This window comes from Alteromonas sp. KC3 (assembly GCF_016756315.1).
GTDB lineage: Bacteria > Pseudomonadota > Gammaproteobacteria > Enterobacterales > Alteromonadaceae > Alteromonas.
Window position 1 is genome coordinate 4,087,849 of the sequence record NZ_AP024235.1, and the last position, 24,059, is coordinate 4,111,907.

Here is a 24,059-nt window from a genome sequence, read left to right on the forward strand (position 1 = left end):
ATTACTTGATTTCTACTTCTGCACCAGCTTCTTCAAGCTCTTTCTTAAGTGCTTCAGCTTCATCTTTGCTTACGCCTTCTTTGATAGCTTTAGGAGCAGACTCAACTACTTCTTTAGCTTCTTTAAGACCTAGGCCAGTCGCGCCGCGAACTGCTTTGATAACTGCAACTTTGTTGCCACCGAATGAAGTCATAACAACGTCGAATTCAGTCTTTTCTTCTGCAGCAGCAGCGTCACCGCCAGCAGCTGGACCAGCAACAGCAACAGCAGCTGCAGCAGATACGTTGAATTTCTCTTCAGCCGCTTCGATTAGTTCAACCAGTTCCATTACTGGCATTTCAGCGATTGCGTTTAAGATATCTTCTTTAGTTAGAGCCATTTTCTCTAAACTCCTGGGTATAAAATGTTAAAAAAATCAATATGCCAAAAACGCCAATTACTTGGTGTCTTTGACCGCCGCCAATACGCGCACAAACTTGCCAGGAACTTCGTTGATTGTTTGAACGAATTTCCCAACTGGTGCTTTGAAGGTTGCAAGTAGTTTCGCAAGCGCTTCGTCGCGGGTAGGTAGTGCTGCAACTGCGTCCAATTTCTCTGGACCAAGAAGACCGCTACCAATTGAAAGTGCAGTAACTTTAAGCTTATCGTTAGTCTTACCGAAGTCTTTGAAAAGACGTGCCGCACCGCCTGGTGCGTCGATAGAGAAACCATAGATAAGCGGACCAGTTAAGGCGCTGTCTAAGTCTGCAAATTGACTGTCTGCTAGAGCACGTTTTGCAAGAGTGTTACGTACAACCTTTAGGTATACGCCTTGCTCACGAGCTTTAACACGTAGTTCAGTCAGTTCACCAACTTCCATCCCACGGTATTCAGCAACGGCTACGGATAGAGCGCGAGACGCAACATCAGAAATTTCTGCTACGATCTCTTTTTTTGCTGCTAAACCTAGTGCCACTGAGTTCACCTCTTTGTATCTGACTTAGTATGTAGTCGCCTACTTACGCCGTCAGGGTTCACAGATTGATACCAATCCTCATGATTGATACCGCTCTACGGTGTTTGTTACCCCAGAGAGTCTGAGTCAAACCACCGTCTGCGCAGGTTGTTGTATTAAGCAGTATGTTGATTGTGAAAGTTCTCTTACCTCTTTCACCACACCGCACCTGCGGTCTAGGACGGGAGCTGCTTATTAGCACTGCTAAATGAACAGCTCCAACCCATAACCTTTAAGAGATTCCATCGAGCTTTCGCTCAAAGGAATTAAAGACCTACAGAAGCCTTATCTAGAGATACGCCAGCACCCATTGTAGTGCTTAGGCTGATCTTCTTGATGTATGTACCTTTAGCAGAAGAAGGCTTAGCTTTCTTCAATGCTTCAAGTAGCGCTTCAAGGTTTTCTTGAATTTGGTTCGCTTCGAACGCAATCTTACCGATGCTAGCGTGGATGATACCGTTCTTATCGTTACGGTAGCGTACCTGACCAGCTTTCGCGTTCTTAACTGCTGTTGCAACGTCAGGCGTTACAGTACCAGTTTTAGGGTTAGGCATAAGGCCACGTGGACCTAGGATTTGACCTAGTTGACCAACAACGCGCATCGCGTCTGGGCTAGCAACTACTACGTCAAAGTCCATTTCACCTTTCTTAACTTGCTCAGCTAGGTCTTCCATACCAACGATGTCAGCACCAGCTTCTTTAGCAGCCTCAGCGTTTGCACCTTGAGTGAATACTGCAACGCGAACGTCTTTACCAGTACCGTTAGGTAGTACAGTTGCACCACGAACGTTTTGGTCAGATTTCTTCGCATCGATACCAAGGTTAACTGCTACGTCAACGCTCTCTGCGAACTTAGCAGTCGCTAGTTCTTTAAGAAGCGCAACAGCTTCGTTGATTTCGTACTCTTTGCCCGAGTCTACTTTTTCGCGGATTAGGCGAGCGCGTTTAGTTAATTTAGCCATTCGATTAGTCCTCTACGTTCAAGCCCATTGAGCGAGCAGAACCCGCGATAGTGCGTACCGCTGCATCTAGGTCAGCTGCAGTAAGATCTGGCTCTTTTGTTTTAGCAATCTCTTCCAACTGAGCGCGAGTAACTTTACCCACTTTTTCAGTGTTAGGACGGCCAGAACCACTCTTGATGCCCGCTGCTTTCTTAAGCAGGTAAGACGCAGGAGGAGTCTTAGTTTCGAATGTGAAAGAACGGTCTTCGTATACAGTAATTTCTACTGGTACCGGAGCGCCTTTCTCAAGGCTATCAGTTTTCGCATTGAAAGCCTTACAGAATTCCATGATGTTTACACCGTGCTGACCTAGTGCAGGACCAACCGGTGGACTTGGGTTAGCAGCGCCAGCTGCAACCTGAAGCTTGATAATACCGCTTACTTTTTTAGCCATTTTACATGCTCTCTTGTTTGGGTCTAACGCCTCGCAAATACAGAGTTTATTTGCTCAATCGGCTTCCCGTTTCCATTTAAAAGGGCGCGCATTATATAAGGTGACTAATTACTATGCAAGGGCTAATTAGAATAAAAAACGGTCTAACGGCCAGTTTTCTCGAATTGGCAGATTAGCTAGTTTGATGCGTTGTGTTCTCAACGTGCTCGTTACCAAAGGCATTCAGTTTAGGTTTTTAAGAAATTAAAGAGTCTTGCATGAAAATAGTGATATGGCTTGCGGTTGTGTGCATTGCTAATTGGTTACTTAAGCGCGCTATAAGCGTTAGCTTTTTCTCTGCGTTTAGTGATTCGACCAAGATCAGTAAGACTCGTGTTTTTTTACTAGACGTATTATGGGTTACAGGTTCTTTTTTACCGCTTTTTATCGTGCTATATCACGATTTGTGATGTTATTGGCACTCTCTGGGTAATCAATTACTTTTCCAGTTAGGCACTCTATCATCGAACGAGATAAAACAGGTCGCACAGTACATAGGGTGCTTCAATAGCGAGCACCCTATGTGTGTTTATTTTAGCGCGTCAAAATAGCCCGCTCACCACTAATAGCGTCGATTACATACACAGATTCTTTGTTAAAGTCTGCAACAAATATATTATTTGTCTCACTGTCAAACGACATACCGCTTGCACCGTATAAGGGTATGGTGCCATTTGGTTGGGATAGAACTTCTCTATCGCCCGTTGCAACGTCTACTGTAATAAGTAAATCGTGTTTTGAATCAGCGATGAAAAGGCGTTCCTTCGCGTCATCGTAGGTCATACTGTAAACATCTTCGAATTCAACGCCACTACCTTTAGTTACTGAAGCAATTTCAACTCTATCACCGGTTGAAATATCAACGCTGAAAATACCTTTCATAGCGTTGTCATACACAAAAAGACGCCCATTAGCGAGGTCACCAACGGTAGTCGTCGCGAAAGATAAGTTTGCTCCACTGCCAATGCTACTATTCGCTACCGTAAATGGCGTAGCGGTACTCAGATTGAAGCCCGCTACCTCATCGTAACGATAATCAGTCCAATACAAGGTGTTATTTTCATCGTCGAATACGAGCTGATTTGTGTAAAAATCAGAACCTATAACCTCAGAGTCCATCACAACACTGCTTACGCCAGTTGTTGTATCAACTTCTACAATTACTTTGCGTGTTCTGGAAAGTCTGTCGACTGCAAACAGGCGATTGGTTTTCTCGTTGAATTCAACAGCCTCGATATCCGTAAACTCACTTACTGAAAATGGCGCTAGCAGCGGTGCCCCTTCCCCTTTTTCTGCAACGTAAATCTGTGTTCTATCTGCAATAAACCAACGCGCTCTTACGCTATCCCACAACGCACTTGTTGGTTCGGTGAGTACAGTTGTCTCATCTTGAGGCGATAGACTAGTTGTAACTTCTGTGGCCATATCCACTTCAAACACAGTTTCTGCTCGGCTATCTAGCAGCCAATATGTTTGGTCGTCATCGTCTAGAATGATATCTTGAAGAGAGCCTATATTGCTTGCTGTCGCATTATCGACACTGTTAATGAGAGATATGTGATTTGTCACTAAGTTAAACGCGTAAACTGCTGGCTTTAAATCAGCGTCACTTGTACGCCCTACGAAGAAAAGCGTATTGCCTGAATTAGAAATTGCAATATTCACAATATCACTAAACGTCTCACCACTGTCTGCGCTTCCAAACGCAATAAGTGTCCGCTCTCCTGTCGCTAGGTCGACACGAAAAATCTTTTCTGCATAGCGCTCTGTTACATAAGCGATATTGTTGACACTATCCACTGCCACAGCGTCTATATTTGAAATGGTATCGCCAGAGCCAGTCCCCCCCCCTGTTACGACAGTACGTGCACCGGTTTGCGGGTTGACCTTTTCTAAAATAGTATCGTAATTAGCCGTCAGGTATAGCGCATCGCTTGTGTGGTCATAGGTAATATCATTAGGCGTAAAATAGTCTGATGGATTTAGCAAACTCTCTTCAATGAATATTTCTCGAGCGCCAGTTTCAATATTTACTTTAATCACAGCATCTACCGTTGTATCGGTCACAAAGATAACATCGCGAACGCTGTCGTATGCCACACTGCGCGGCACAACAAAGGGCACGCCTGAGCCTACACTAGGGCCAGAAATTTCAGTTACCTCACCCGTTGCAAGGTCAATCGCAACCACGGCATTTAAAGACGCATCTACAGCAATAATTCGATTATTTGCTTCATCGACAACACCGCCTAATGGCGACTCGAGTGTATAAAGTAACGCACTGTTTGTGACTGACACTGCAGTTTGGGCAACCACGCTATCGTCAACACTCACTTCGGCAACTAACTCAACGTCAGTTGATGCGACAGGTAGCGTGGAGGTCCATGTCCCTGCTGCTAAATCTACTACTGCGGCAATATCATTTGTATTAATTGACGATACATCCGTGGCTAACACTTCGCCGTCTTCGTCGTCTACTACCGTGCCTGATACCGTTACTGATGTTGCATTACCACCTAGATTCGCACCATCAGTTGGATAATGAATACTAATTGATATTTGCGACTCGTCTGTAACCTCAACATTTGCAACTCCTTGAGTTACAGCACCCTCACCGTCCACTGCATTAAAAATTACACGATATAGATTGTTTCCACTTTCGCTAGCGGGCGCCTCAAAATCAGGTGGGTTTATAAAACGTAACGCGCTGACTTCACCTTCAATAGTGAACAGTGGACTATCGGCTTGTGCCACCAATTCAATACTTACGTCGTCACTATCAACATCAGTCACTAAACTGGCGAGGTTAATACTTGTCGCGGTAGTGTTCTCTAATACCGTGGCAATATCGGTAGTTTGCACGACGGGTGCATCGTTGACAGGTGAGACATCGAGTGAGACGGTTGCAATTTCAGAAACGGCCCCATCGTTATCTATAACGCGAAAAGTGAAGACGTCACTTCCAAAATAGTTCTCGTGTGGTGTGTATTCGAGGTTTGGCACACTGCCAGATAAGGTGCCATTTTCGGTTTGCGACATAATTTCGTATTGGCTTATGCTGCCATCAGAATCAGTGCCGCTAAGCACAATTGAGATACTGTTGTCTTCAGATAACGTCAGAGACAATCCGGTGGCATTAGGAGCAACATTAACGGGAGGCGTGTTATTCGAGCCAGAACCTCCGCCGCCACACGCACTTAACGCAAGTACTGCGCTACCAATAAACACGCTTCGCTTCATCATACATCCTTTATTTGCTGTATTTATGTTTATGTGTCAAAAAGTTATGACAGGTAGCGGGTTATACCAGATAGCGATGGCGTGAGTTAACAAGGAAAGCTAAATTGTTACTGAAGTAATTGTTACAAATTATTTTTTTGAATTTCACATATAAAAAAAGACGGATAAACCGTCTTTTTTTAAATACTTATAAAGGCTTAGCCTTTTTCTACCTGACCAAACTCTAGGTCTACTGGTGTAGAGCGACCGAAAATAAGTACCGACACTTTTACGCGGCTTTTTTCGTAATCCACTTCTTCCACCACACCGTTGAAGTCTGCAAACGGGCCGTCGATAACGCGAATAACTTCGCCTGGCTCGAACAGTGTTTTTGGTCTTGGCTTATCAACGTTCTCTTCAAGTCGATTCAAGATAGCGTCAGCTTCTTTCTGTGTAATTGGCATAGGACGGTCAGACGTACCACCGATAAAGCCAAGTACACGAGGAACGCTTTTTACTAAGTGCCATGACTCTTCTGTCATCGCCATTTCAACCAATACGTAACCTGGGTAAAATTTGCGCTCAGATTTACGCTTTTGACCTGCACGCATTTCAACAACTTCTTCAGTCGGCACTAGCACCTGACCGAAGTAGTCTTCCATGTTGTGCATTTTGATGTATTCAAGCAGGGTCTTCTTAACGCGAGACTCGTATTGCGAATAGGCTTGAACTACGTACCATCTTTTCTTTACTGCTTCTTCTTCAGACATACGTTATGCTCCTATTCCAGTAATAAAGCCAACTACACGAACGATGATGCCGTCTAGTCCCCATAAAATCAGTGCCATGATCAACGTTGCCGCTAGCACGATAAGCGTAGTCTGGTTTGCTTCTTGACGCGTTGGCCAAACTACCTTGCGAACTTCTGTGCGCGATTCTTTAGCAAAGCTCAAGAAAGTGCTGCCTTTCTCAGTTGAAGCTGCGATAAAACCAGCAATAACAACTACTACAACAGCAGCGATGGCACGGTATAGTACCGAAATCTCACCGTAAACCGTGTTCGCGGTTACCAAACCGGCAAGTAGTGCAAAAATCACTACCCATTTAAACATGTCCAATGCATTGGACTGATTTTCCGTCTTTTCGCTCATGTTACGATCCTAGCACTACAGCGTCGTTGTCTTACGCGCTCAAAGAGGGCGCAATAAAAAATTTGTTGTTAAGTAAAATGGCAGGGGTGGAGGGACTCGAACCCCCAACCATCGGTTTTGGAGACCGCTGTTCTACCAATTCGAACTACACCCCTGTGGTGTCAAATGACAAATTTTACTTACACTACCCTTGTCAATGGTGCGTCTTTTCTTAGGAAAGTGCGGTATCGCAAGGGAGGGACGCGTATTATACTTAACCACCTTTAAGATACAAGCGCTTTATCTCGTATCGGTAAAGAATGTCAAATACAATATCCTCGCCCTATTCTATACCGATAAAGCCACCCGTCTGATGCGCCCATAGTTTGGCGTAAATTCCGTCATAGGCAATCAGTTCTGCGTGCGTTCCTTGCTCTACGATTTTACCTTTGTCGAGCACAAGTAAACGGTCCATTTGCGCGATAGTTGATAGTCTGTGCGCAATCGCCAATACCGTCTTTCCTTCCATCACTTTATCTAGGCAAGCTTGAATGGCAGCCTCTACTTCTGAGTCAAGTGCTGATGTTGCCTCATCGAGTACAAGTACTGGTGCGTCTTTTAGCAAAACACGCGCAATGGCGATACGTTGTCTTTGACCACCAGATAACTTTACGCCACGCTCACCGACGTGAGCGTCATATCCTGTGCGTCCATGGCTATCGGTCAGCGTCAAAATGAACTCATGGGCTTCAGCTTGCTTAGCGGCGCGGATCATGTCTTGTTCTGTTGCATCAGTTCGCCCGTACAGTATGTTGTCTCGCACAGAGCGATGCATTAACGAAGTGTCTTGGGTCACCATACTGATTTTGGCACGCAAGGTTTCCTGTCCTACTTCAGTAATATCTTGCCCATCAATAATTATTTTGCCGCTTTGGGTATCGTAAAAGCGCATAAGCAAATTAACCAAGGTAGATTTCCCTGCGCCAGAGCGTCCCACTAACCCTACTTTCTCGCCGGGTTTAATGGCCAAGTCTAAGTTGGTGAATACATCGATAGGTTTATTGTCCGCCCCCGAATACGAGAAATTAACGCGTTTAAAATCTATCCCGCCGCCGCTTACTTCAAGCGCATTAGCTTTGGGTTTATCTTTGACCGCGATGGGTTGTGCCAGTGTATTCATGCCGTCTTGCACCGTGCCAAGGTTTTCGAATAAACCTGACACTTCCCACATTACCCAATGTGACATACCGTTCAATCGCAAACATAAACTGATGGCAATAGCGATATCTCCTGGGGTTGCTATGTTTTCCATCCATAGGTAAACCGACAGCGCACCTATGGTAAAAATAAGAATGGCATTTGCCATTTCTACGCAAAACTCTAGCACTGTGACCAAGCGCATTTGCGGATAAACGGTTTGAAGAAAGCCGTCCATACTCTCCTTCGCGTAATCAGCTTCGCGACGGCTGTGAGAAAATAATTTCACCGTTGTGATATTGGTATAGCTATCAACAATTCTTCCCGTCATTAGCGAACGCGCATCAGCCTGTCGTTGCGACACGTCTTTGAGCTTGGGGACCAATACGCGCAAAATACCAATGTAGACAAAAAACCAAACGATGAGTGGCATAGCTAAACGCCAATCTGTACTGAAAATAAGGACCACCATGGAAATAAAGTACACGCTGATATACACCAATAAGTCGAGTACTTTAGTAACCGTTTCTCTCACTGAAAGAGCTGTTTGCATAACTTTAGTTGCAACACGACCGGCAAACTCATTGTGAAAAAACGTCAGGCTTTGTCCAAGCAAATAGCGGTGTGCTTGCCACCTGATGCGCATTGGATAATTGCCCATCAGCGACTGACGAGAAAACAGCGAACGCAATAGTATGAAGAGCGGAATAAACACCAGTACGGTTAAACCCATACCGATAAGGGTAAATTTTTGATCTGCTAAAAACGTACTTCTATCTTGCTCTGAAAACCAGTCGACTAACTGGCCTAAAAATCCAAATAGGGCAACTTCTAAGATGGCAACAATGGCACTTAATACAGAAACAGTCAGTATGACGCCCCACATACCTTTAGTGTAGTACTTACAAAACGCAATAATGCCCGTAGGAGGCTGGGTAGGTTGTGCATCAGGAAAGGGCTGTGTGAGCCTTTCAAAAAATGAAAACATGTAATACTCGTTTGTTAACAGATGACTAGTGCGTGTTGCCAACGCTAGATAGCAATAACGTGGCTTGAGCGCGTTTACCATTGCGGTATGTTTTTGATACAAAGGTCAACGGGCTCTGATTTAGTACGCAATTCTACACTAAATGTTCACGCCTTGTCGGTGATACCTTGGTTTGTTTTATGCCGTTTACTCGCTGTATATTATCGCCCTGTTTCATCGCCCCGTTTTATCGCCCTGTTTCGCCGCATCTTCACTTAAGTAAAAATGCAAAACACGTTAAGCATCCGTTTATTTGCGATTAAGCCGCTTTTTGTCGCATTGGCTTTTATTCATACTTTGCGCGGGAAAAAATAATAACGACATCACACACATTATTATGGATAATTTTTTAGTAAAGCGCGGCGATGCTGTGCTTAAGCGCGTATGTACAATCTTTGCGTCATTTGCCTTTGCGGGTTGTTTGTCTGCGGGCTCTGCCTTTGCAACACCACGACAAGAAACACCACACGAGCAACCTCAAGCAACCGAAACTTCCACACCTCCCACTATCGTTACAGAGCGGTCGGAAAATACGATTACAGAAACGTCTGATGACAATATCGGCGATTCGCTGGTTGTTCCTTTTATCGCAGGCACAGTAGAACTTGATGGCATTATCGACGAGGCTGTGTGGGAAGAAGCAACTAAAGTACCGCTTACTTTTGTTACCCGTCCTTTTGAGAATACCACGCCTCCCGTGCTCACAACGGCACGCATATTTGAAAACGGCGAAAACATATATATTGCGTTTACTGCGCAAGACGACAACCCTTCGCAATTACGCGCCTTATTTCGAGATAGAGATAACGTATGGGATAACGACTTAGTTGGAATAAAAATAGATACGTTTGGCGACAGTCGTCTGTCGTATCAGTTCTTTGTTAATCCACGCGGCATACAGTCTGATGCCATCGAAAACCAAATGACGTTGAGTGAAAGCGATAGTTGGAATGCAATTTGGGACGCACAAGCACAAATAACACAAGACGGCTATACCGTTGAGATTGCGTTGCCTTTTCGCATCATGAACTTTCTCGACAGTGATGGCCCAAAAAGATGGCGGGCTGAGTTTGTACGTTTCTACCCACGAGAAAATAACCTTCGAATTTCTAACAGGCCCGTTGATAGGAATAACGCATGCGGGTTATGCCAAATGGGAGATATGGAGGGCTTCGCCACGGCAAAGCAAGGTCAAAACTTATCCATAACGCCCTATGCGGTAGCGGGTTATGCCCGTAACCGTGAAGCTGTACCCTCGCAAAATGCGACAGACTGGCAGTATCAAGATAACCAAGAAATAGGTGTCGATATAAACTGGGGCATATCATCTGACATGCTACTGCAAGCCACAGTTAACCCTGACTTTTCTCAAGTTGAAGCCGACGCTGGACAACTCGGCATCAACAACCCGTTTGCACTATTTTTCCCTGAACAGCGCCCCTTCTTTCTCGAAAACGCCGATTTTTTCAGTACTCAATACGATCTTGTGTATACCCGCAATATCGGCGCACCTGACATTGGCACAAAACTAACTGGGCGGGTGAACAACCATACATTTGGTATTTTGGCTGCTAACGACGAAAGCACCACGTTTTTAGTGCCTGGAAATCTGGGCTCTAGTGTAGCAAGGCTCAACGAAGAAAGTACCAATATAGCCGCCCGATACCGATATGACATTTCAGATGACCTTTCCGTAGGCGCAATAATTACTGGTCGTCACTCAGAGGATTACCACAATATTGTTACTGGCCTAGATAGCCGTTATCAAATAACGCCAAGCGACACGTTACGTGTGCAAGTACTTCGCTCACAAACGCAATACCCACAAACATTGTTCTCTGATTTTTGCAGTAATGACTGTAGTGCCGATGATGATATTAACGAGATCACGCTACGAACGCGCAAAAACGATACTTTCTCGGGTAGTACCTACAAGATTGACTACCGTCACGAGGTTCGTGACTGGTATGTTTATGCCAATCGCACAAGTACTCAAGCTGACTTTCGTGCTGACTTGGGCTTTGAAAGCACCGTAGATAGACATAAAAGTGTACTGGGCGGCGGCTATATCTGGTGGAATGAAGATGCATGGTGGAATCGCTTTGAGTTCGGCGGTGATTGGGATATCACCCACAACGATGACGGTGAACTTATTGAACGCGAAATGCAGGCACAAGTGGAGTTAAGTGCTGCTTATCAGTCTTATTTCAATTTTCAGTGGATTAAAAGGGATACTGTTGGTTTACGCCACAATGGCGCTAGTTTAGCCATAGATGGCAATGCCACGCGCTTTACCGAAGAACAATATTCCTTCTATTTTGAAGCCCAGCCAAGCCGTACCCTCTACTTTGAAAATTTTGCCCGTATTGGTGACAGAATCGACTTAAGAAACGACCGGTTGGGCGATCAGGTGTTACTAGAGCCTTCAATTACCCTCAATTTGGGGCAGCATTTGGAAGCGTCGCTGAGTCATGAATACAATCGTATTGATGTGAACGATGAAATGCTCTTTACAGCCAACCTATCGGATTTGCGACTAAGTTATCAGTTTAGTGCAAAACAGTTTATCCGCGTTGCACTGGTTTACGCAGATATCAAGCGCAATACCGATAATTACCTAATGCGCGTAGATGCTCGAGATAGAAGCCTAGGCACACAAGTGGTGTATTCTTACATGATAAACCCACTTTCGCGCCTATTCATTGGCTATGGCGATTCAGCGTTTGCCGATGATGAAAACCCAGGCCTATTGCGCACCGAGCAAGCCGTCTTTATGAAGTTCAGCTATGCGTGGCTTTACTAAAACGTCTATTTTTAATCAGTGAACCCTAATTTTGCGAGCGTAGCCTCTACTTTGTCTTGATGCTGCGCTTGCCATTCACTGAGTGACATTGCCGCATCTTTATCACCTCTTGCCTTGGCGATCTCAAACGCACGCTGCGCTTGTTCTCGAGGAATAACCGCTATACCCTCTTCATCAGCCACAATAATATCCCCTGCATTGACGGTGACACCGCCACAACGCACTGGCTGATTGAGTGGAGAAATACATTTTTTTGCGCCGGGTTTTGGCACGACACCACGTGCAAACACAGGAAATTGATTTTCTCTAGTTTCTGCAATATCGCGAATAACGCCGTCAATCACGAACCCCTTAATACCGCGTGATTGAGCAATTGCACATACATTGCCTCCAGCAACGGCATACTTATCATCGGCTTCAACCACGATTATGTCGCCAGCATTCGCTCGATAAATAGCTGCATGTAGCATGAGATGGTCGCCTGGGTCGCACTTAACGGTAAAGGCTGGCCCGGCAATCCGCGGAATACCTGGCCACAGAGGCTTTATGGCATAGTCAATAAACTGCTCTTTGGGCAAAGCATCGGCATACTCGCACGGGGAAACACTATCAAACGGAATTTCATTGGTTTTCATACACCACTCCTTTTAACTGAATAACCTGCATCCAAACTGCTTCCACTATAGCCAATTGTGTATTACAAGTTGTTACAAGCTGTGTATTTTCACTATAAACGCTTTTTCTATCACTGCGCACATGCTAAAAAAGTGACCATGCCTGCTTGATGCACGCGCCCCCTCTTAAAATAATAAACTTTGGTTATATCCAAGGTCGCCGAATATTGAGAAAAAGGAAAACACCATGTTACGAAGCGTTTTAAGTTTGAGTGTTGCGCTGGCCCTTACTGCCTGTAGCCCGCAAAACTCAGCCCCAGAACAACAAACACAAGCCCCAGTAGAGTCAGCACAAACACAAACGCTAAGCTCGGGTATTATGAAAGACAATATGGATTTGTCTGTTTCTCCGGGTGACGACTTTTTCCGTTACGTAAATGGTAAATGGTTCGACAACTTTGAAATTCCGGCTGACAAGTCAAGCTATGGCGCTTTCGTGATTCTGCGAGATGAAGCGCAAGATCACGTGATGGACATTATTAAATCGTCTGCAGAAGGTGATTTTAAAGCCGGTAGTGACGAGCAGAAAGTGGGGGATTTTTACCGCGCTTACATGGACATGGAAACGCGTAATGCCTTAGGTGTAGCGCCACTAAAACCTGAGATTGAAAAAATTGATAGTATTGAAAATTACTCAGATCTTGCTGCCTACTTTGCTTATGCAGCGCGCTATGGATACGGTACACCATTCAGTCTTACTCAGTACCCAGATTTAAAATCGCCCAAAGAGTATTTGATGTACACATGGCAAGCTGGCCTTGGTCTTCCAGAGCGCGAGTACTATTTCAAAGACGACGAAGCCTCTCAGACTATTCGCGACGCGTACGTAAAGCATATCCAAACTATGTTTGAACTCGCCAACTTTGAAGCGCCAGCAGAAAGCGCCAAAATGCTATTCGACCTTGAAACTAAAATTGCAGAGCTGCATATGAAAAAAGAGCAGGCTCGTAATTTTGCAGCAAACTACAACAAGCTAACCATTGAAGAGTTAAAAGCATTAATGCCCAACTTCGACTGGGATGCCTACCTAGATAAAGCAGAAATCAGTGATATCGCTGCCCTAGGTATTCTGCAAAAAGACTTTATGCAGAACATTGATGGCGTTATTAGTGAAACATCGCTGGACAACTGGAAGACATTCTTAAAGTGGGGCTTGTTAAACGCCTCTGCTAGCCGCCTATCTGCACAATTAGACGAAGCAAACTTCAATTTCTACAGCAAGGTATTACGTGGCGTTGAAGAGCAAGAGCCACAATGGCGTCGTGCGGTTAGTCTATCGAATGCGCACGTTGGCGAACTTATTGGTAAGGTTTATGTAAAACAACATTTCCCACCAGAAGCCAAAGAACGCATGATGGAAATGGTGAATAATCTACTACTTGCCTACAAAGAGAGTATTGAAAACCTTGAGTGGATGACCGATGAAACACGCGCTCAAGCCCTCGACAAGTTATCGAAGTTTACCGTTAAAATTGGTTACCCTGACGAGTGGCGTGACTACACTGCACTTACGGTTGATGCGGGTGATTTGTTTGGTAACTTAAAGCGTTCATCAGACGTTGTTTATGAAGAGATGCTGAAAAAGCAAGGCGGCCCGGTATGGACACATGAGTGGGGCATGACACCACAAACGGTTAATGCCTACTACAATCCACCGCTAAATGAGATTGTATTCCCAGCCGCTATTTTGCAACCTCCATTTTTCGACATGAACGCAGAAGACGCCGTTAACTATGGTGGAATTGGCGCCGTTATCGGGCACGAAATTGGCCACGGTTTCGATGATTCAGGTTCGACTTTCGACGGCGACGGTGTGCTACGCAACTGGTGGACCGATACCGACCGTGGTGAGTTTGAAGCACGTACGGCGAACCTGATTGAGCAGTACAACCAGTTTGAAGTATTACCAGACCTTCATGTCAACGGCGAATACACGCTAGGTGAAAATATTGGTGATTTAGGTGGTATTAGCATTGCGCTGAAAGCCTATCATCTATCATTAGATGGTGAAGAAGCACCAGTGCTTGATGGCTTCACAGGCGATCAACGTGTATTTATAGGTTACGGACAGGTTTGGGCCAGTAAATACCGTGAAGAAGCGCTTCGTAGCCAAGTACAAACTGATACGCACTCGCCTACCAAGTTCCGTACTAATGGCGCAGTGCGCAACGTACCAGAGTTTTACGAAGCATTTGACGTAACACCTGAAGATGCACTTTATCTTCCTCCAGAAGAGCGCGTAAAAATCTGGTAACTCGCTAGCGCTTTATGAAAACACGTTAGCGCGAAACTAGCGCTAAATAGAGGGCGGCAAAATGGATGACATTTCGCTGCCCTTTTTTATAAACCTAGTCGCTATTTTTACTGGGAGGGGTAATGCCAAATTACATGTCGTTGATTTATGCCGCATTTGCATTTCTCTATTTAGGCAGTTTGAGCTACACGCCTTACAATGGGCAATTTATTGTAAAAGCCTTGCCTATAGGACTACTGGTGCTTTTCACCTTTCTGCGCCTCAAAGGCAACGCTAGGTTGACTGTTTGCTTTGCCCTTATCGCGAGTTTAGCGGGTGATGTATTCTTGGCCCTACCTATTTCGAAAAGCTTTATTTATGGGCTAGCCTGCTTTTTCATAGCGCACTTAGCTTACATTGTGAGCTTTATTCATTTGCGTGCGAATAAAGTTTTAAGCGCGCCGCAGAAAAAACGCGTCACCTCAATACAGCTCTTTCTAAGCTTTGTAGTAATTTGTTTCGCTGTATTAATGGCAGGGCATATCTTACCTGTGGCACAACAACTTTATTATCCCGTTCTCGCATACTTGTGTGTAATAACCATAATGGGAGTAACCGCTGTGCTACTTACGCGTTCGTGGTGGATAGCGGCAGGCGCACTTATTTTTGTCATTTCAGACGCCATTTTAGCGCAATCCGTGTTTAGAGAGCCTATCACGCTATCTGGATTTGCCGTTATGCTAACGTACTACGTTGCGCAATACTTGCTTACAAGAGGACTTATTGGGGCGAATCGGCGAGAGACTTCAACACCCTGAGCGCTGCTGACACCTTATCTGACTGAATAAATATATGGTCGTGATAATAGGCTGCCACGACATTCGCACTCATGCCCGCATTGGCAAGCGCTGTAGACATGGCAGCAGTCATGCCAACGGCATCTAGGCTAGAATGCACCTCACAAGTAATACAGCGATATTCGCCACTAAAGGTCAACCCCATATCTCGCGCTAAGTGCGCTTTTAAAATAAAGGTGACACCTTCTCGCTCTTTGAACATTCCTTTAGCACGCTGTAACAAGACAGCTGTTACCTTTTCAGGGGCGACAGAAACAAACACATAGGTATCTTCGCTTGCCACTGGTGACAAGTTACGCAGAAATGTACTCAGTTCTGTTTCGCCAACCATTGTTATCTTTCAACCTCGTTAGAGTTTTCGTGCTCTTATGCGTTTACCCTTGATTTTGCCCTCGCGAAATTGCGTCATCGCGCGTTTTACACTGCGGGCCTTTACTGCAACAAAACTCATGCTATTTTGTACTGCAATTTTACCTACATCATCTCCAGGTATACCGGCATCTTTCGTTAATGCACCAACAAGATCACCCGGGCGCAACTTCTGCTTCTTGCCAGCACTTAATGAAATACAGGTAAATTCAGGTTGGGTAATTTTGTTTTTATGAAAGCGTAAGCTCTGCGCGCCTTTAAGCGGTATATCGCTTTCTTGCAGCACTTCTATCTTGCGTAGGAAGTGCTCTTCCTCATCACTTACTAAGGTAATTGCCATACCCTGAGCACCTGCCCTTGCAGTTCTACCTATGCGGTGAACATGGGTTTCAGGCTCTTCACTAACCGTGTAATTAATAACGCAGGCTACATCATCGATATCGAGTCCTCGCGCTGCCACATCGGTTGCCACTAACACTTGCAGCGCATCACTGGCAAACTGCATGAGTACCGCAGTGCGGGCGTGTTGTTCCATATCTCCTTGAAGGCCAGCTGCGCTAAAGCCTTCTTCCACTAATTCTTCAACCACTTCTGTCACCTGTACCTTGCGATTGCAAAACACGATAGCGTTTTTTGGCTGATAGTGCGTTAACACGGCTTTTAGTGCCTGAATACGCGTGTGGGCTAACACGTTGTAACCCAATTGCGTAATAGCTGGCTTGCTGTCCTGAGACTCTACTTTACACGTCACTGGATCACTGAGGTATTGCCTAGCAACGCGTTCAATTTGCTCTGTATAAGTTGCTGAGAATAGTAGCGTTTGCACTTGACGTGGTACTTGCCCAAAAATCACGCGCAAGTCATCTTCAAACCCCATATCTAGCATACGATCGGCTTCATCCAATACTCGAAGCTTCACGTTGCTTAAGTCTACTCTGCGCTTTTCAACGTGGTCCATAACACGCCCTGGCGTGCCGACTATGATATGAGGGCTGTGTTTAAGCGATTGAATTTGTGGCCCCATCGGTTGGCCGCCGCACAAGGTCGTTACTTTTACATTACCAATGTTCTTTGCTGCCATTCTGAATTGATCGGCAACTTGGTCGGCAAGCTCTCGAGTAGGGCAAAGCACTACTACTTGCGTCGTGAACTCATTTACTTCAATGCTTTCTAATGCGGGAATAACAAAACATAAGGTTTTGCCACTGCCAGTTTGTGCTTGACCGATTATATCTTTACCTTGCAAAGCATCCGGCAGCGATTGTGCTTGTATAGGGGATAACTGATAAATACCCTGTGCATCTAGCGCTCTCACAATGGCGGGATTAATGTCTAAATGCTTTACTGTTTCAACTGTCATTAATTTTTGTTCCAAAGGTGTATGACACCATTTTTGGTGTGATGAGCAATGCCGTAGTCGCTGGACACCATATGGCTCCAAGAAGATAACTGCTCATTAAATGTGTTACTTTTTCTTACTCTTGCTGCTGCTAATTTGAGTTTTTCGAGTACCAAAATGCAGGTGTTTTTTCGAGAAAGGGCAACGTATGCTGTGGTAACTTCGTATTCACTTACCAATTTGATTTTGTTACAAGTATCTTTTTTTGCGGTGCATCCGAGGTCTACTGCTCCCTGCGAACCAAACACCACATCTATTTCATCACTGAGCAGCGCTTCAACCAGTTCCTGCCAAGAACCAAATCCCCGCACTTCGAACCCATTGTCAATTGCCACATTATACCGATAATCTTCTAGTAATGTCCCGATTCTATACGTTTTTGGCACGTCGTTAAGCGATGCAAAGTAGGGCTTATTTAATCCATATAGCCCATGAAGATTGCGGGAGACAGGCGTTACCCAATGAAATACATTATCGCGCTCTTGTGTTCTCACTACAGAAAACACCATGACGTTTGACTTACTCATTGCCTCTTTTGCTATGCGCTTCCAAGGCGCAGACAAAATAGCAGGTGGCATTTCCATTTGTTCAAGAATGTCTCTCACAAAATCAGCCACAATGCCTTTCAATTCACCACGCTCGCCCAGTTCTGAGAACAAAGGCACTAAATCAGCGATTACCCACAGGTTCGAAGTATTCGCGTGAAGTTCGCCTGGTAAACTGATTGTGCCATAGGTTAATAGCGCATTGGGATAACGAGTGCTAAGCGATGTAACTAGCGGGTTCGCTAATTCAGCGAAAGCCTCTGATGTTTTAAAGTCACTAATGGTTTCTGAAAGTTTTTCAGCCAGTAATGAATTAGCATTACGCTTTTCTAATGCAATATAAGTAACGCCCACTTTAATCGCCTGACTGCCCGCATTTGGTGTACAGACCACTCCTGATTCAGAACATTCAAGTGCTATCAGGGGTGAAATCCAGTAGAAGTCCTGCTCATTTTCGGGCGTTCTTAATATGCCGAGCCGTATATGGGAAGTGCTAGTAGGGCGTGAATCACTCTCGGTGGCCATTAAAGTAATACCGCTTTCTTTCAAGCTTTCAGCAAGTAGTACTTTTGAGTATCCTTGGATTTTTGCTTTATCGCGCGAATTTAGCGGCAATGATTGCATCGTATCTATTGAATACGATAACGACTCAGCGCTTGCTTGTAGAGCAAAGCCCCACAAGCAGCTTACTGCGAAAAGCGCGAAAATTATGCGCCTTGAAATGCCTTGTGCAATTTCCATCTTAAGGTTTGCCCCGCATAAAATGGTACCATGTCAGTGCCATCTGCTAGGGTTACTTCTTCAGGCACTGTCCATTCTTCTTTTACTAACGTCATTGTAGTCGTATTTCTTGGTAACCCATAAAAATCAGCGCCATAATGGCTCGCGAAGCCTTCTAACTTGTCAATAACGCCCAATTGCTCAAATACTTCAGCATAGAGCTCGATAGCTGACCATGCACTGTAACAGCCTGCACAGCCACAAGCGTTTTCTTTCTTATGTTTCGCGTGAGGTGCAGAGTCTGTACCCAAGAAAAACTTCTTGTTTCCACTTGCTACCATCTCACGAAGTGCCTGTTGATGGGTATTACGCTTTAGTACAGGTAGGCAATAATTATGAGGGCGTACACCGCCTACGAGAAGGTCGTTGCGGTTTAATAGTAAATGTTGAGGCGTAATAGTCGCGCCAACAAAATCACTCGACTGTGCGACAAAACTCGCGGCATCGGCGGTAGTGATATGCTCAAAAACCACTTTAAGCTGAGGGAATGCTTCAACGATTGGGCCTAAGTGCGTATCGATAAACACTTTCTCGCGGTCAAAGATATCAATGTGATGCTCAGTGACTTCACCATGAATAAGTAGCAATAAACCTTGCTCTTGCATGGCCTGAAACACAGGATAAAGCGCTTGAATGCCTTTAACTGCTGCGTCTGAGTTAGTGGTTGCGCCAGCCGGATAAAGCTTACAGGCTGTCACACCTGCATTTTTGGCATCAACGATATCTTGCGCCGTTGTTTGGTTGGTCAAGAATAAGGTCATCAAAGGCTCAAAGCTGCTACCCGCCGGACGCGCCGCTTCAATTCGTGCTTTATAAGCCATTGCCATCTCAGCATTCACCACTGGTGGAACCAAGTTTGGCATTACGATAGCTCGCTGGAAGCAGCGTGCGGTAGCGGGTACTGTTTCCGCTAGCATTTCGTTATCGCGAAAATGAAGATGCCAATCGTCAGGGGTGGTAATGGTAAGCGTTTGCATGCTCTAACTCTCTCAATACGTGTTTAAACGGCGGGTTCGCGCAATAATAGCACAAGCCATCCGTTAACGTTACATTGAAGAGTGTTCAACCCAGATGAGTTTTTCAGTGTCGTAGCCCGCTTGCTGTGCACTATTGAGTAATTGTTCGAGTGTATCTTGTGGCAGTGTCGGCGTTCTTGCCAGTATCCAAAGAAAATCCCTATCAGGCCCAGTAACAAGCGCATATTGATAGTTGTCTTTATCTAATTCCATGATCACGTAACTCGCATAGAAAGGACCAAAAAAAGAAACCTTCAAATGCCCTGTATTCGCACTCCCCACAAAAAAGGCTTTCCCTTGCGCTTCATCCCATTTTCCTTCCTCTTTGGAAAACCCTTTATTGATTACATTAACACCGCCATCTTCTCGCATACTGTAGGTAGCGGTAACCTCACTTAGCCCTTCCTCAAAACTATGATCAAAACGCGCCACTTCATACCACGTCCCTAAGTATCGCGAGAGCTCAAAGTCATCGACCGGCTTCACGTTGTCCGGTACACCCGTGCAGCCTGACACAGCAAATAACAATGCCACAATACTTGATAACCATACAGTGCGTCTGATCATGTAATTAATCCTTATCTTCATACGTATTCAGGGCGTAAACTGTCGCCCATTGGGTTAAATTCATCTATACGCGGTTTTCATTCAGTCGCCATCGCGCTCTAATGTAAGCCGTTCATGTCGCACTTATTCACGAGGGAGAATACACATGCAAGCATACTTTCCACACGCAAGCCGACTGATTTACGGCTGCATGGGCCTTGGAGGAGGCTGGAATGATAGCCCCGCCACCCAAAACGATGTGGACCAAGCCCGCGCCATCGTAGACAAGGTTCTTGAGCTTAACATCAATGTATTTGACCATGCCGATATCTACACGTTTGGCAAAGCAGAATACGTGTTTGGGCAAGTGCTGAAACAAGCGCCCAGCTTGAAAGAAAACATGCTTATTCAATCTAAGTGTGCAATACGTTTTGAGGACTCGTTAGGACCAAAACGCTACGACTTTTCTGCCCAGTATATTCAATCTTCCTTAGAGGGCATTTTATCGCGCCTTAATATCGAGCAATTAGACATTCTTCTGTTACATCGCCCGGACCCACTTATGGAGTTGGAAGAAGTAGCAGGCGTTTTACAGCAATTGCAGACGCAAGGAAAAATAAAGCATGTGGGTGTATCTAACATGCATGGTCACCAGATTGCGTACCTTCAATCTGCCCTCGATACTCCTATAGTGGCGAATCAATTAGAAATGAGCTTGGCATTCAGGGATTGGTTAGAAGACGGCATTACTACTAATAGTGCAGCTAATAGGCAAATGGGTTACGCGCCAGGAACCCTGGAATACTGCATGTCACATAAAGTCCAACTCCAAGCATGGGGCAGTTTGGCGCAGGGGCGCTATACTGGAGCTAAGAGTGAAAGTGCACATGATAAAGCAACGGCTAAGCTTGTGGCGTCGCTAGCAGCACAGTATGAAACAACACCTGAAGCTATTGTATTGGCGTGGTTAATGAAACACCCCGCGAAGATACAGCCAGTTTTGGGAAGCACAAATCTATCGCGTATTGAGGCGAGTCAACGCGCAATGGATGTAACGCTAACCCGCGAACATTGGTATCTGCTTTTTGAAACTGCCCGTGGTCAAGAAATGCCATGAAAAAGGAGCGCATATGCTAAAAGGTTTCCATCACGTCGCTATTATTTGTAGCGACTACCCGACGTCGAAAACGTTTTATACCGATGTGTTGGGTTTTAGCGTGATTGATGAGAATTATCGCGAAGCAAGAGACTCGTACAAATGCGACCTTGGACTACCTGACGGAAGCCAAATAGAGCTATTCTCCTTTCCTGGAGCACCTGAGCGGCCAACCAGACCTGAAGCACAGGGACTTCGCCATCTCGCATTTAAGGTAGATAACCTTGATGAAGTGGTTAGTCACCTGAGTGACAAAGGTGTTGAAAGCGAGCCCGTGCGTGTTGATGAATACACAGGCAAACGCTTCACATTTTTCCAAGACCCAGATGGACTGCCATTAGAGCTGTACGAACTTTAAAGCATTCGCACTTCGCGCTGTGGAAAAGGAATTTCCACATGTGCGCTTTGCAGTGCGCTGAATATAGCCTGATTTAACGCATAGCGTGTTTCAAAATGTCGTGTGGTGGGTGCCCACACACGCACACCGAAATTAATACTACTATCCCCAAAATTGTCGATACCTATTGCAGGTGACTTTTCTTTAGACACACCTTCTACACTAGCTACCGCCTCGGTAATTATTTGGGTCACTTGTTCAACATCACTGGAATAGGCAACACCAATCTCAAGCTCGATAAGCATTTGTTCTGCGGAATTTTGAAGAATTTCACCCACAATGAGCTTGTTAGGGATTTGAATATGGACATCGTCTTCATCAATAAGGATAGTGTAAGGCAGCATAACCTGGTCGACCACACCCGCAACACCTTGAACCCGAATAGTGTCGCCCACGACAAATGGTCGCGTGATAATAATAGTGAATCCTGCAGCGTAATTAGCAAGCATGCCCTGTATTGCTAAGCCAGCACCCAAACCCACTGCGCCGACTGCAGCAATAAGCGGCGTAACACTGATGCCCACATTGCCCAGTGCTATAATGATAACAATACCTAAAATAACGAGCTTACTTGCCCCGCCAGTAAAGCGACTTAGTGTAATATCAATATCACGCTTTACCATTAGGCGCTCTACTGCTCCACCTATTTTCGAAGCTAGCCACCAGCCCACAAGAAATATGACAATTGCGCCAAAGATTTGGAAGCTATAGGTAACAGCGAATTCAACGAGTGTGTCGTAAAGGACTTGAGCTTGTTTAAGTTCTTCCATAAAAAGAAAGGCTTGTTGTAACAATTATGCGTAGAGCATAAACAACAATAGTTGGTAGCACAATCTTTTGCTGTAGCGCAAAACCCGTCGTTTTGCGCCACAGCAAAATTGATTTAATGGTACTCTGAGGCTTCTATCTCAGCCAGTTTCCTTTGTGTAGGATTATAAAGGTAGTTAAATACCAGACCCACGAACAAGATTGTTGCAAACACGGTGGCCACCATAAATCCGTATTTTGCATCGCCGCCATTCGCATCACTTACTAGCCCCATAACAAATGGGCCAGTCGCCGCCCCTGCAGCCGTAAAGAAGAGTATCACGCCGGCGACAGTGCCATGCTGGTGCTTAGGGAAACAACTAATGCCTTTTGAGTTAAATGTTGGGTAAATCACCGACATAAATATGCCGGTCAGTGGAAATAGGAACAAGGCTACATTTTTTCCACCCCAAAGCCCTGCACTAAAGCACAACACAATGGCGCCACTGAACAGCATTAACACCAACGCCCAATTGAAATGGGACATCATCCAAATACCCACAAAGCGCCCAGCGGCACGTAGAATGAAAAATGCAGTAACAGAGTAGATAGCTAACGTTTGCGCAAAGCCCTCTGTATAACATTCGTAAGTCGCCTTTAGCGATGTTGCATCACACACCAAATAGCTAGGCATCCACACATAAATGGCGCTTTCTGCCGCGACGTATAAAAATGCGCCAATAGAAAAGCCAAGGGCATAGGGATTTTTCAGCAGTGCCAAGCTTTGGGTTACTGATACTTTTTTAACCTGCTCGCTGTTGCCACGCATATAGCTGGGATACTTTACCAACAGCGCCCCAACGATAAGGACTGTGCACACGCCACCAGCGATTACGTAAAGCCATTGCCACGCCACACCTTGATGAATTAAATAAGCAACAATAAGCGGGCCGATAATAGCCCCCACCCCAAAAAATGCTTCTGCACCGTTCATGGTCGCGGTATGTTGTTTAGTCGATGTGGAAATATCACCAATAAGCGCCAGTGCGCCGGTTTTAAAAACACCGACAGCAACACCAGATAAGGTCATCAAACTCACGATGAGTACGAAATCGTTAGCAATAAGAAAGCTGTAACATGCCACACCGAACAGGGCGAGACCTATAATAATTGTAGGCTTACGCCCTAACTTGTCAGCTAGAAAGCCAAGAAACAGACCTGAAAGCGCGATACCTAGCATAGGTAGAGAGTGCATTAAGCTGGCCTGTGCATTGGACACAGAAAACGCCACTTTTACTTCTTTAATTATCTCGCCAACAGAGTCTGATGTCATCGCGAACATCATAAACATCAAGTAGGTCAACCATCGGATAATTTTGCTATTAGGATCTTGATTGGTCATAGAGCATCTCATAAAAGTTTGTACGAAAGCGCTAGGCTTCATCAGCAACACACTTCGCTTTTCGCCACTTAACTGCAAACAATAAATACTTGCGCAAATTTATTTGCTAAAATCACTTAATCGTTTAAGATAAA

The 24,059-nt window shown here is 45.1% G+C and carries 21 protein-coding genes and 1 tRNA gene; 5 read left to right on the forward strand and 17 right to left on the reverse strand.

Translation table 11 applies throughout. The features are described from left to right. Window position 1 precedes the first annotated feature (1 nt). The 9 genes from rplL to JN178_RS18070 all read right to left on the reverse strand — a co-directional run bounded on the left by rplL (window position 2) and on the right by JN178_RS18070 (window position 8,962). Window positions 2-379 carry a 50S ribosomal protein L7/L12 gene (gene rplL, locus JN178_RS18030; RefSeq protein ID WP_015068303.1) on the reverse strand — a complete coding sequence of 126 codons (378 nt, stop codon included), beginning with the start codon at window positions 377-379 and terminating at the stop codon, window positions 2-4. Window positions 380-436: 57 nt separating this feature from the next. Further along, window positions 437-955, reverse strand: coding sequence for a 50S ribosomal protein L10 (gene rplJ / locus JN178_RS18035; protein ID WP_159625694.1), 519 nt, complete (start codon window positions 953-955; stop codon window positions 437-439). A gap of 305 nt (window positions 956-1,260) precedes the next feature. Beyond that, on the reverse strand, window positions 1,261-1,956 hold the full coding sequence (rplA, locus tag JN178_RS18040) for a 50S ribosomal protein L1 (protein ID WP_159625692.1): 696 nt from the start codon (window positions 1,954-1,956) through the stop codon (window positions 1,261-1,263). Between the two features lie 4 nt (window positions 1,957-1,960). Next, window positions 1,961-2,389: a 50S ribosomal protein L11 gene (gene rplK / locus JN178_RS18045; protein ID WP_032097749.1), complete on the reverse strand. Its 429-nt coding sequence runs from the start codon at window positions 2,387-2,389 to the stop codon at window positions 1,961-1,963. A 573-nt stretch (window positions 2,390-2,962) separates the two neighbouring features. After that, the gene (locus tag JN178_RS18050) at window positions 2,963-5,671 is read right to left on the reverse strand and encodes an Ig-like domain-containing protein (RefSeq protein WP_202262698.1); all 2,709 of its coding nucleotides are present in this window, start codon (window positions 5,669-5,671) and stop codon (window positions 2,963-2,965) included. Window positions 5,672-5,865: 194 nt separating this feature from the next. After that, window positions 5,866-6,417, reverse strand: coding sequence for a transcription termination/antitermination protein NusG (gene nusG, locus JN178_RS18055; protein ID WP_014951044.1), 552 nt, complete (start codon window positions 6,415-6,417; stop codon window positions 5,866-5,868). 3 nt (window positions 6,418-6,420) lie between these two features. Further along, window positions 6,421-6,798, reverse strand: coding sequence for a preprotein translocase subunit SecE (gene secE, locus JN178_RS18060; protein WP_159625690.1), 378 nt, complete (start codon window positions 6,796-6,798; stop codon window positions 6,421-6,423). 78 nt (window positions 6,799-6,876) lie between these two features. Further along, window positions 6,877-6,953 (reverse strand) — tRNA-Trp (locus JN178_RS18065). Window positions 6,954-7,120: 167 nt separating this feature from the next. Beyond that, complete coding sequence (locus tag JN178_RS18070) at window positions 7,121-8,962, reverse strand: ABC transporter ATP-binding protein (RefSeq protein WP_202262699.1); 1,842 nt, start codon at window positions 8,960-8,962, stop codon at window positions 7,121-7,123. 376 nt (window positions 8,963-9,338) lie between these two features. Between JN178_RS18070 and JN178_RS18075 the strand changes: the two genes are divergently transcribed. Then, the gene (locus tag JN178_RS18075; RefSeq protein WP_202262700.1) at window positions 9,339-11,804 is read left to right on the forward strand and encodes a carbohydrate binding family 9 domain-containing protein; all 2,466 of its coding nucleotides are present in this window, start codon (window positions 9,339-9,341) and stop codon (window positions 11,802-11,804) included. Between the two features lie 11 nt (window positions 11,805-11,815). On the opposite strand, the gene JN178_RS18080 is transcribed toward JN178_RS18075, so the two are convergent. Then, window positions 11,816-12,439, reverse strand: a complete 624-nt coding sequence (locus JN178_RS18080) for an RraA family protein (protein ID WP_202262701.1) — start codon at window positions 12,437-12,439, stop codon at window positions 11,816-11,818. A gap of 226 nt (window positions 12,440-12,665) precedes the next feature. Here JN178_RS18080 and JN178_RS18085 point away from each other — a divergent pair, with 226 nt between their 5' ends. Together JN178_RS18085 and JN178_RS18090 are read left to right on the forward strand one after the other, a co-directional pair. Then, a complete protein-coding gene (locus JN178_RS18085) occupies window positions 12,666-14,732 on the forward strand; it encodes a M13 family metallopeptidase (protein ID WP_202262702.1) in 2,067 nt (688 codons plus the stop codon). 122 nt (window positions 14,733-14,854) lie between these two features. Next, window positions 14,855-15,529, forward strand: a complete 675-nt coding sequence (locus JN178_RS18090) for a lysoplasmalogenase (protein ID WP_202262703.1) — start codon at window positions 14,855-14,857, stop codon at window positions 15,527-15,529. Here JN178_RS18090 and JN178_RS18095 read toward each other — a convergent pair. The 5 genes from JN178_RS18095 to JN178_RS18115 all read right to left on the reverse strand — a co-directional run bounded on the left by JN178_RS18095 (window position 15,492) and on the right by JN178_RS18115 (window position 20,244). Beyond that, the gene (locus JN178_RS18095; protein ID WP_202262704.1) at window positions 15,492-15,899 is read right to left on the reverse strand and encodes an ACT domain-containing protein; all 408 of its coding nucleotides are present in this window, start codon (window positions 15,897-15,899) and stop codon (window positions 15,492-15,494) included. The genes JN178_RS18090 and JN178_RS18095 overlap by 38 nt on opposite strands. A gap of 18 nt (window positions 15,900-15,917) precedes the next feature. Continuing rightward, on the reverse strand, window positions 15,918-17,297 hold the full coding sequence (gene dbpA, locus JN178_RS18100) for an ATP-dependent RNA helicase DbpA (protein ID WP_202262705.1): 1,380 nt from the start codon (window positions 17,295-17,297) through the stop codon (window positions 15,918-15,920). Continuing rightward, complete coding sequence (locus JN178_RS18105) at window positions 17,297-18,622, reverse strand: substrate-binding periplasmic protein (protein ID WP_202262706.1); 1,326 nt, start codon at window positions 18,620-18,622, stop codon at window positions 17,297-17,299. The genes dbpA and JN178_RS18105 overlap by 1 nt, the downstream gene beginning before the upstream one ends. Further along, the gene (pyrC, locus tag JN178_RS18110; protein ID WP_202262707.1) at window positions 18,589-19,638 is read right to left on the reverse strand and encodes a dihydroorotase; all 1,050 of its coding nucleotides are present in this window, start codon (window positions 19,636-19,638) and stop codon (window positions 18,589-18,591) included. Before pyrC ends, JN178_RS18105 begins: the two co-directional genes overlap by 34 nt. A gap of 69 nt (window positions 19,639-19,707) precedes the next feature. Beyond that, window positions 19,708-20,244 (reverse strand): lipocalin family protein, encoded by a 537-nt coding sequence (locus JN178_RS18115; protein ID WP_202262708.1) that lies wholly within the window; start codon window positions 20,242-20,244, stop codon window positions 19,708-19,710. A gap of 145 nt (window positions 20,245-20,389) precedes the next feature. On the opposite strand from JN178_RS18115, the gene JN178_RS18120 reads away from it, so the two are divergent. Both JN178_RS18120 and gloA2 read left to right on the forward strand, forming a co-directional pair. Further along, a complete protein-coding gene (locus tag JN178_RS18120; RefSeq protein WP_202262709.1) occupies window positions 20,390-21,340 on the forward strand; it encodes an aldo/keto reductase in 951 nt (316 codons plus the stop codon). A 13-nt stretch (window positions 21,341-21,353) separates the two neighbouring features. Further along, window positions 21,354-21,737: an SMU1112c/YaeR family gloxylase I-like metalloprotein gene (gloA2, locus tag JN178_RS18125; protein WP_202262710.1), complete on the forward strand. Its 384-nt coding sequence runs from the start codon at window positions 21,354-21,356 to the stop codon at window positions 21,735-21,737. On the opposite strand, the gene JN178_RS18130 is transcribed toward gloA2, so the two are convergent. Both JN178_RS18130 and JN178_RS18135 read right to left on the reverse strand, forming a co-directional pair. After that, the gene (locus tag JN178_RS18130; RefSeq protein WP_202262711.1) at window positions 21,734-22,546 is read right to left on the reverse strand and encodes a mechanosensitive ion channel family protein; all 813 of its coding nucleotides are present in this window, start codon (window positions 22,544-22,546) and stop codon (window positions 21,734-21,736) included. The two genes, gloA2 and JN178_RS18130, sit on opposite strands and share 4 nt — an antisense overlap. A gap of 113 nt (window positions 22,547-22,659) precedes the next feature. Next, on the reverse strand, window positions 22,660-23,874 hold the full coding sequence (locus JN178_RS18135; protein WP_226432025.1) for an MFS transporter: 1,215 nt from the start codon (window positions 23,872-23,874) through the stop codon (window positions 22,660-22,662). Window positions 23,875-24,059: the final 185 nt, after the last annotated feature.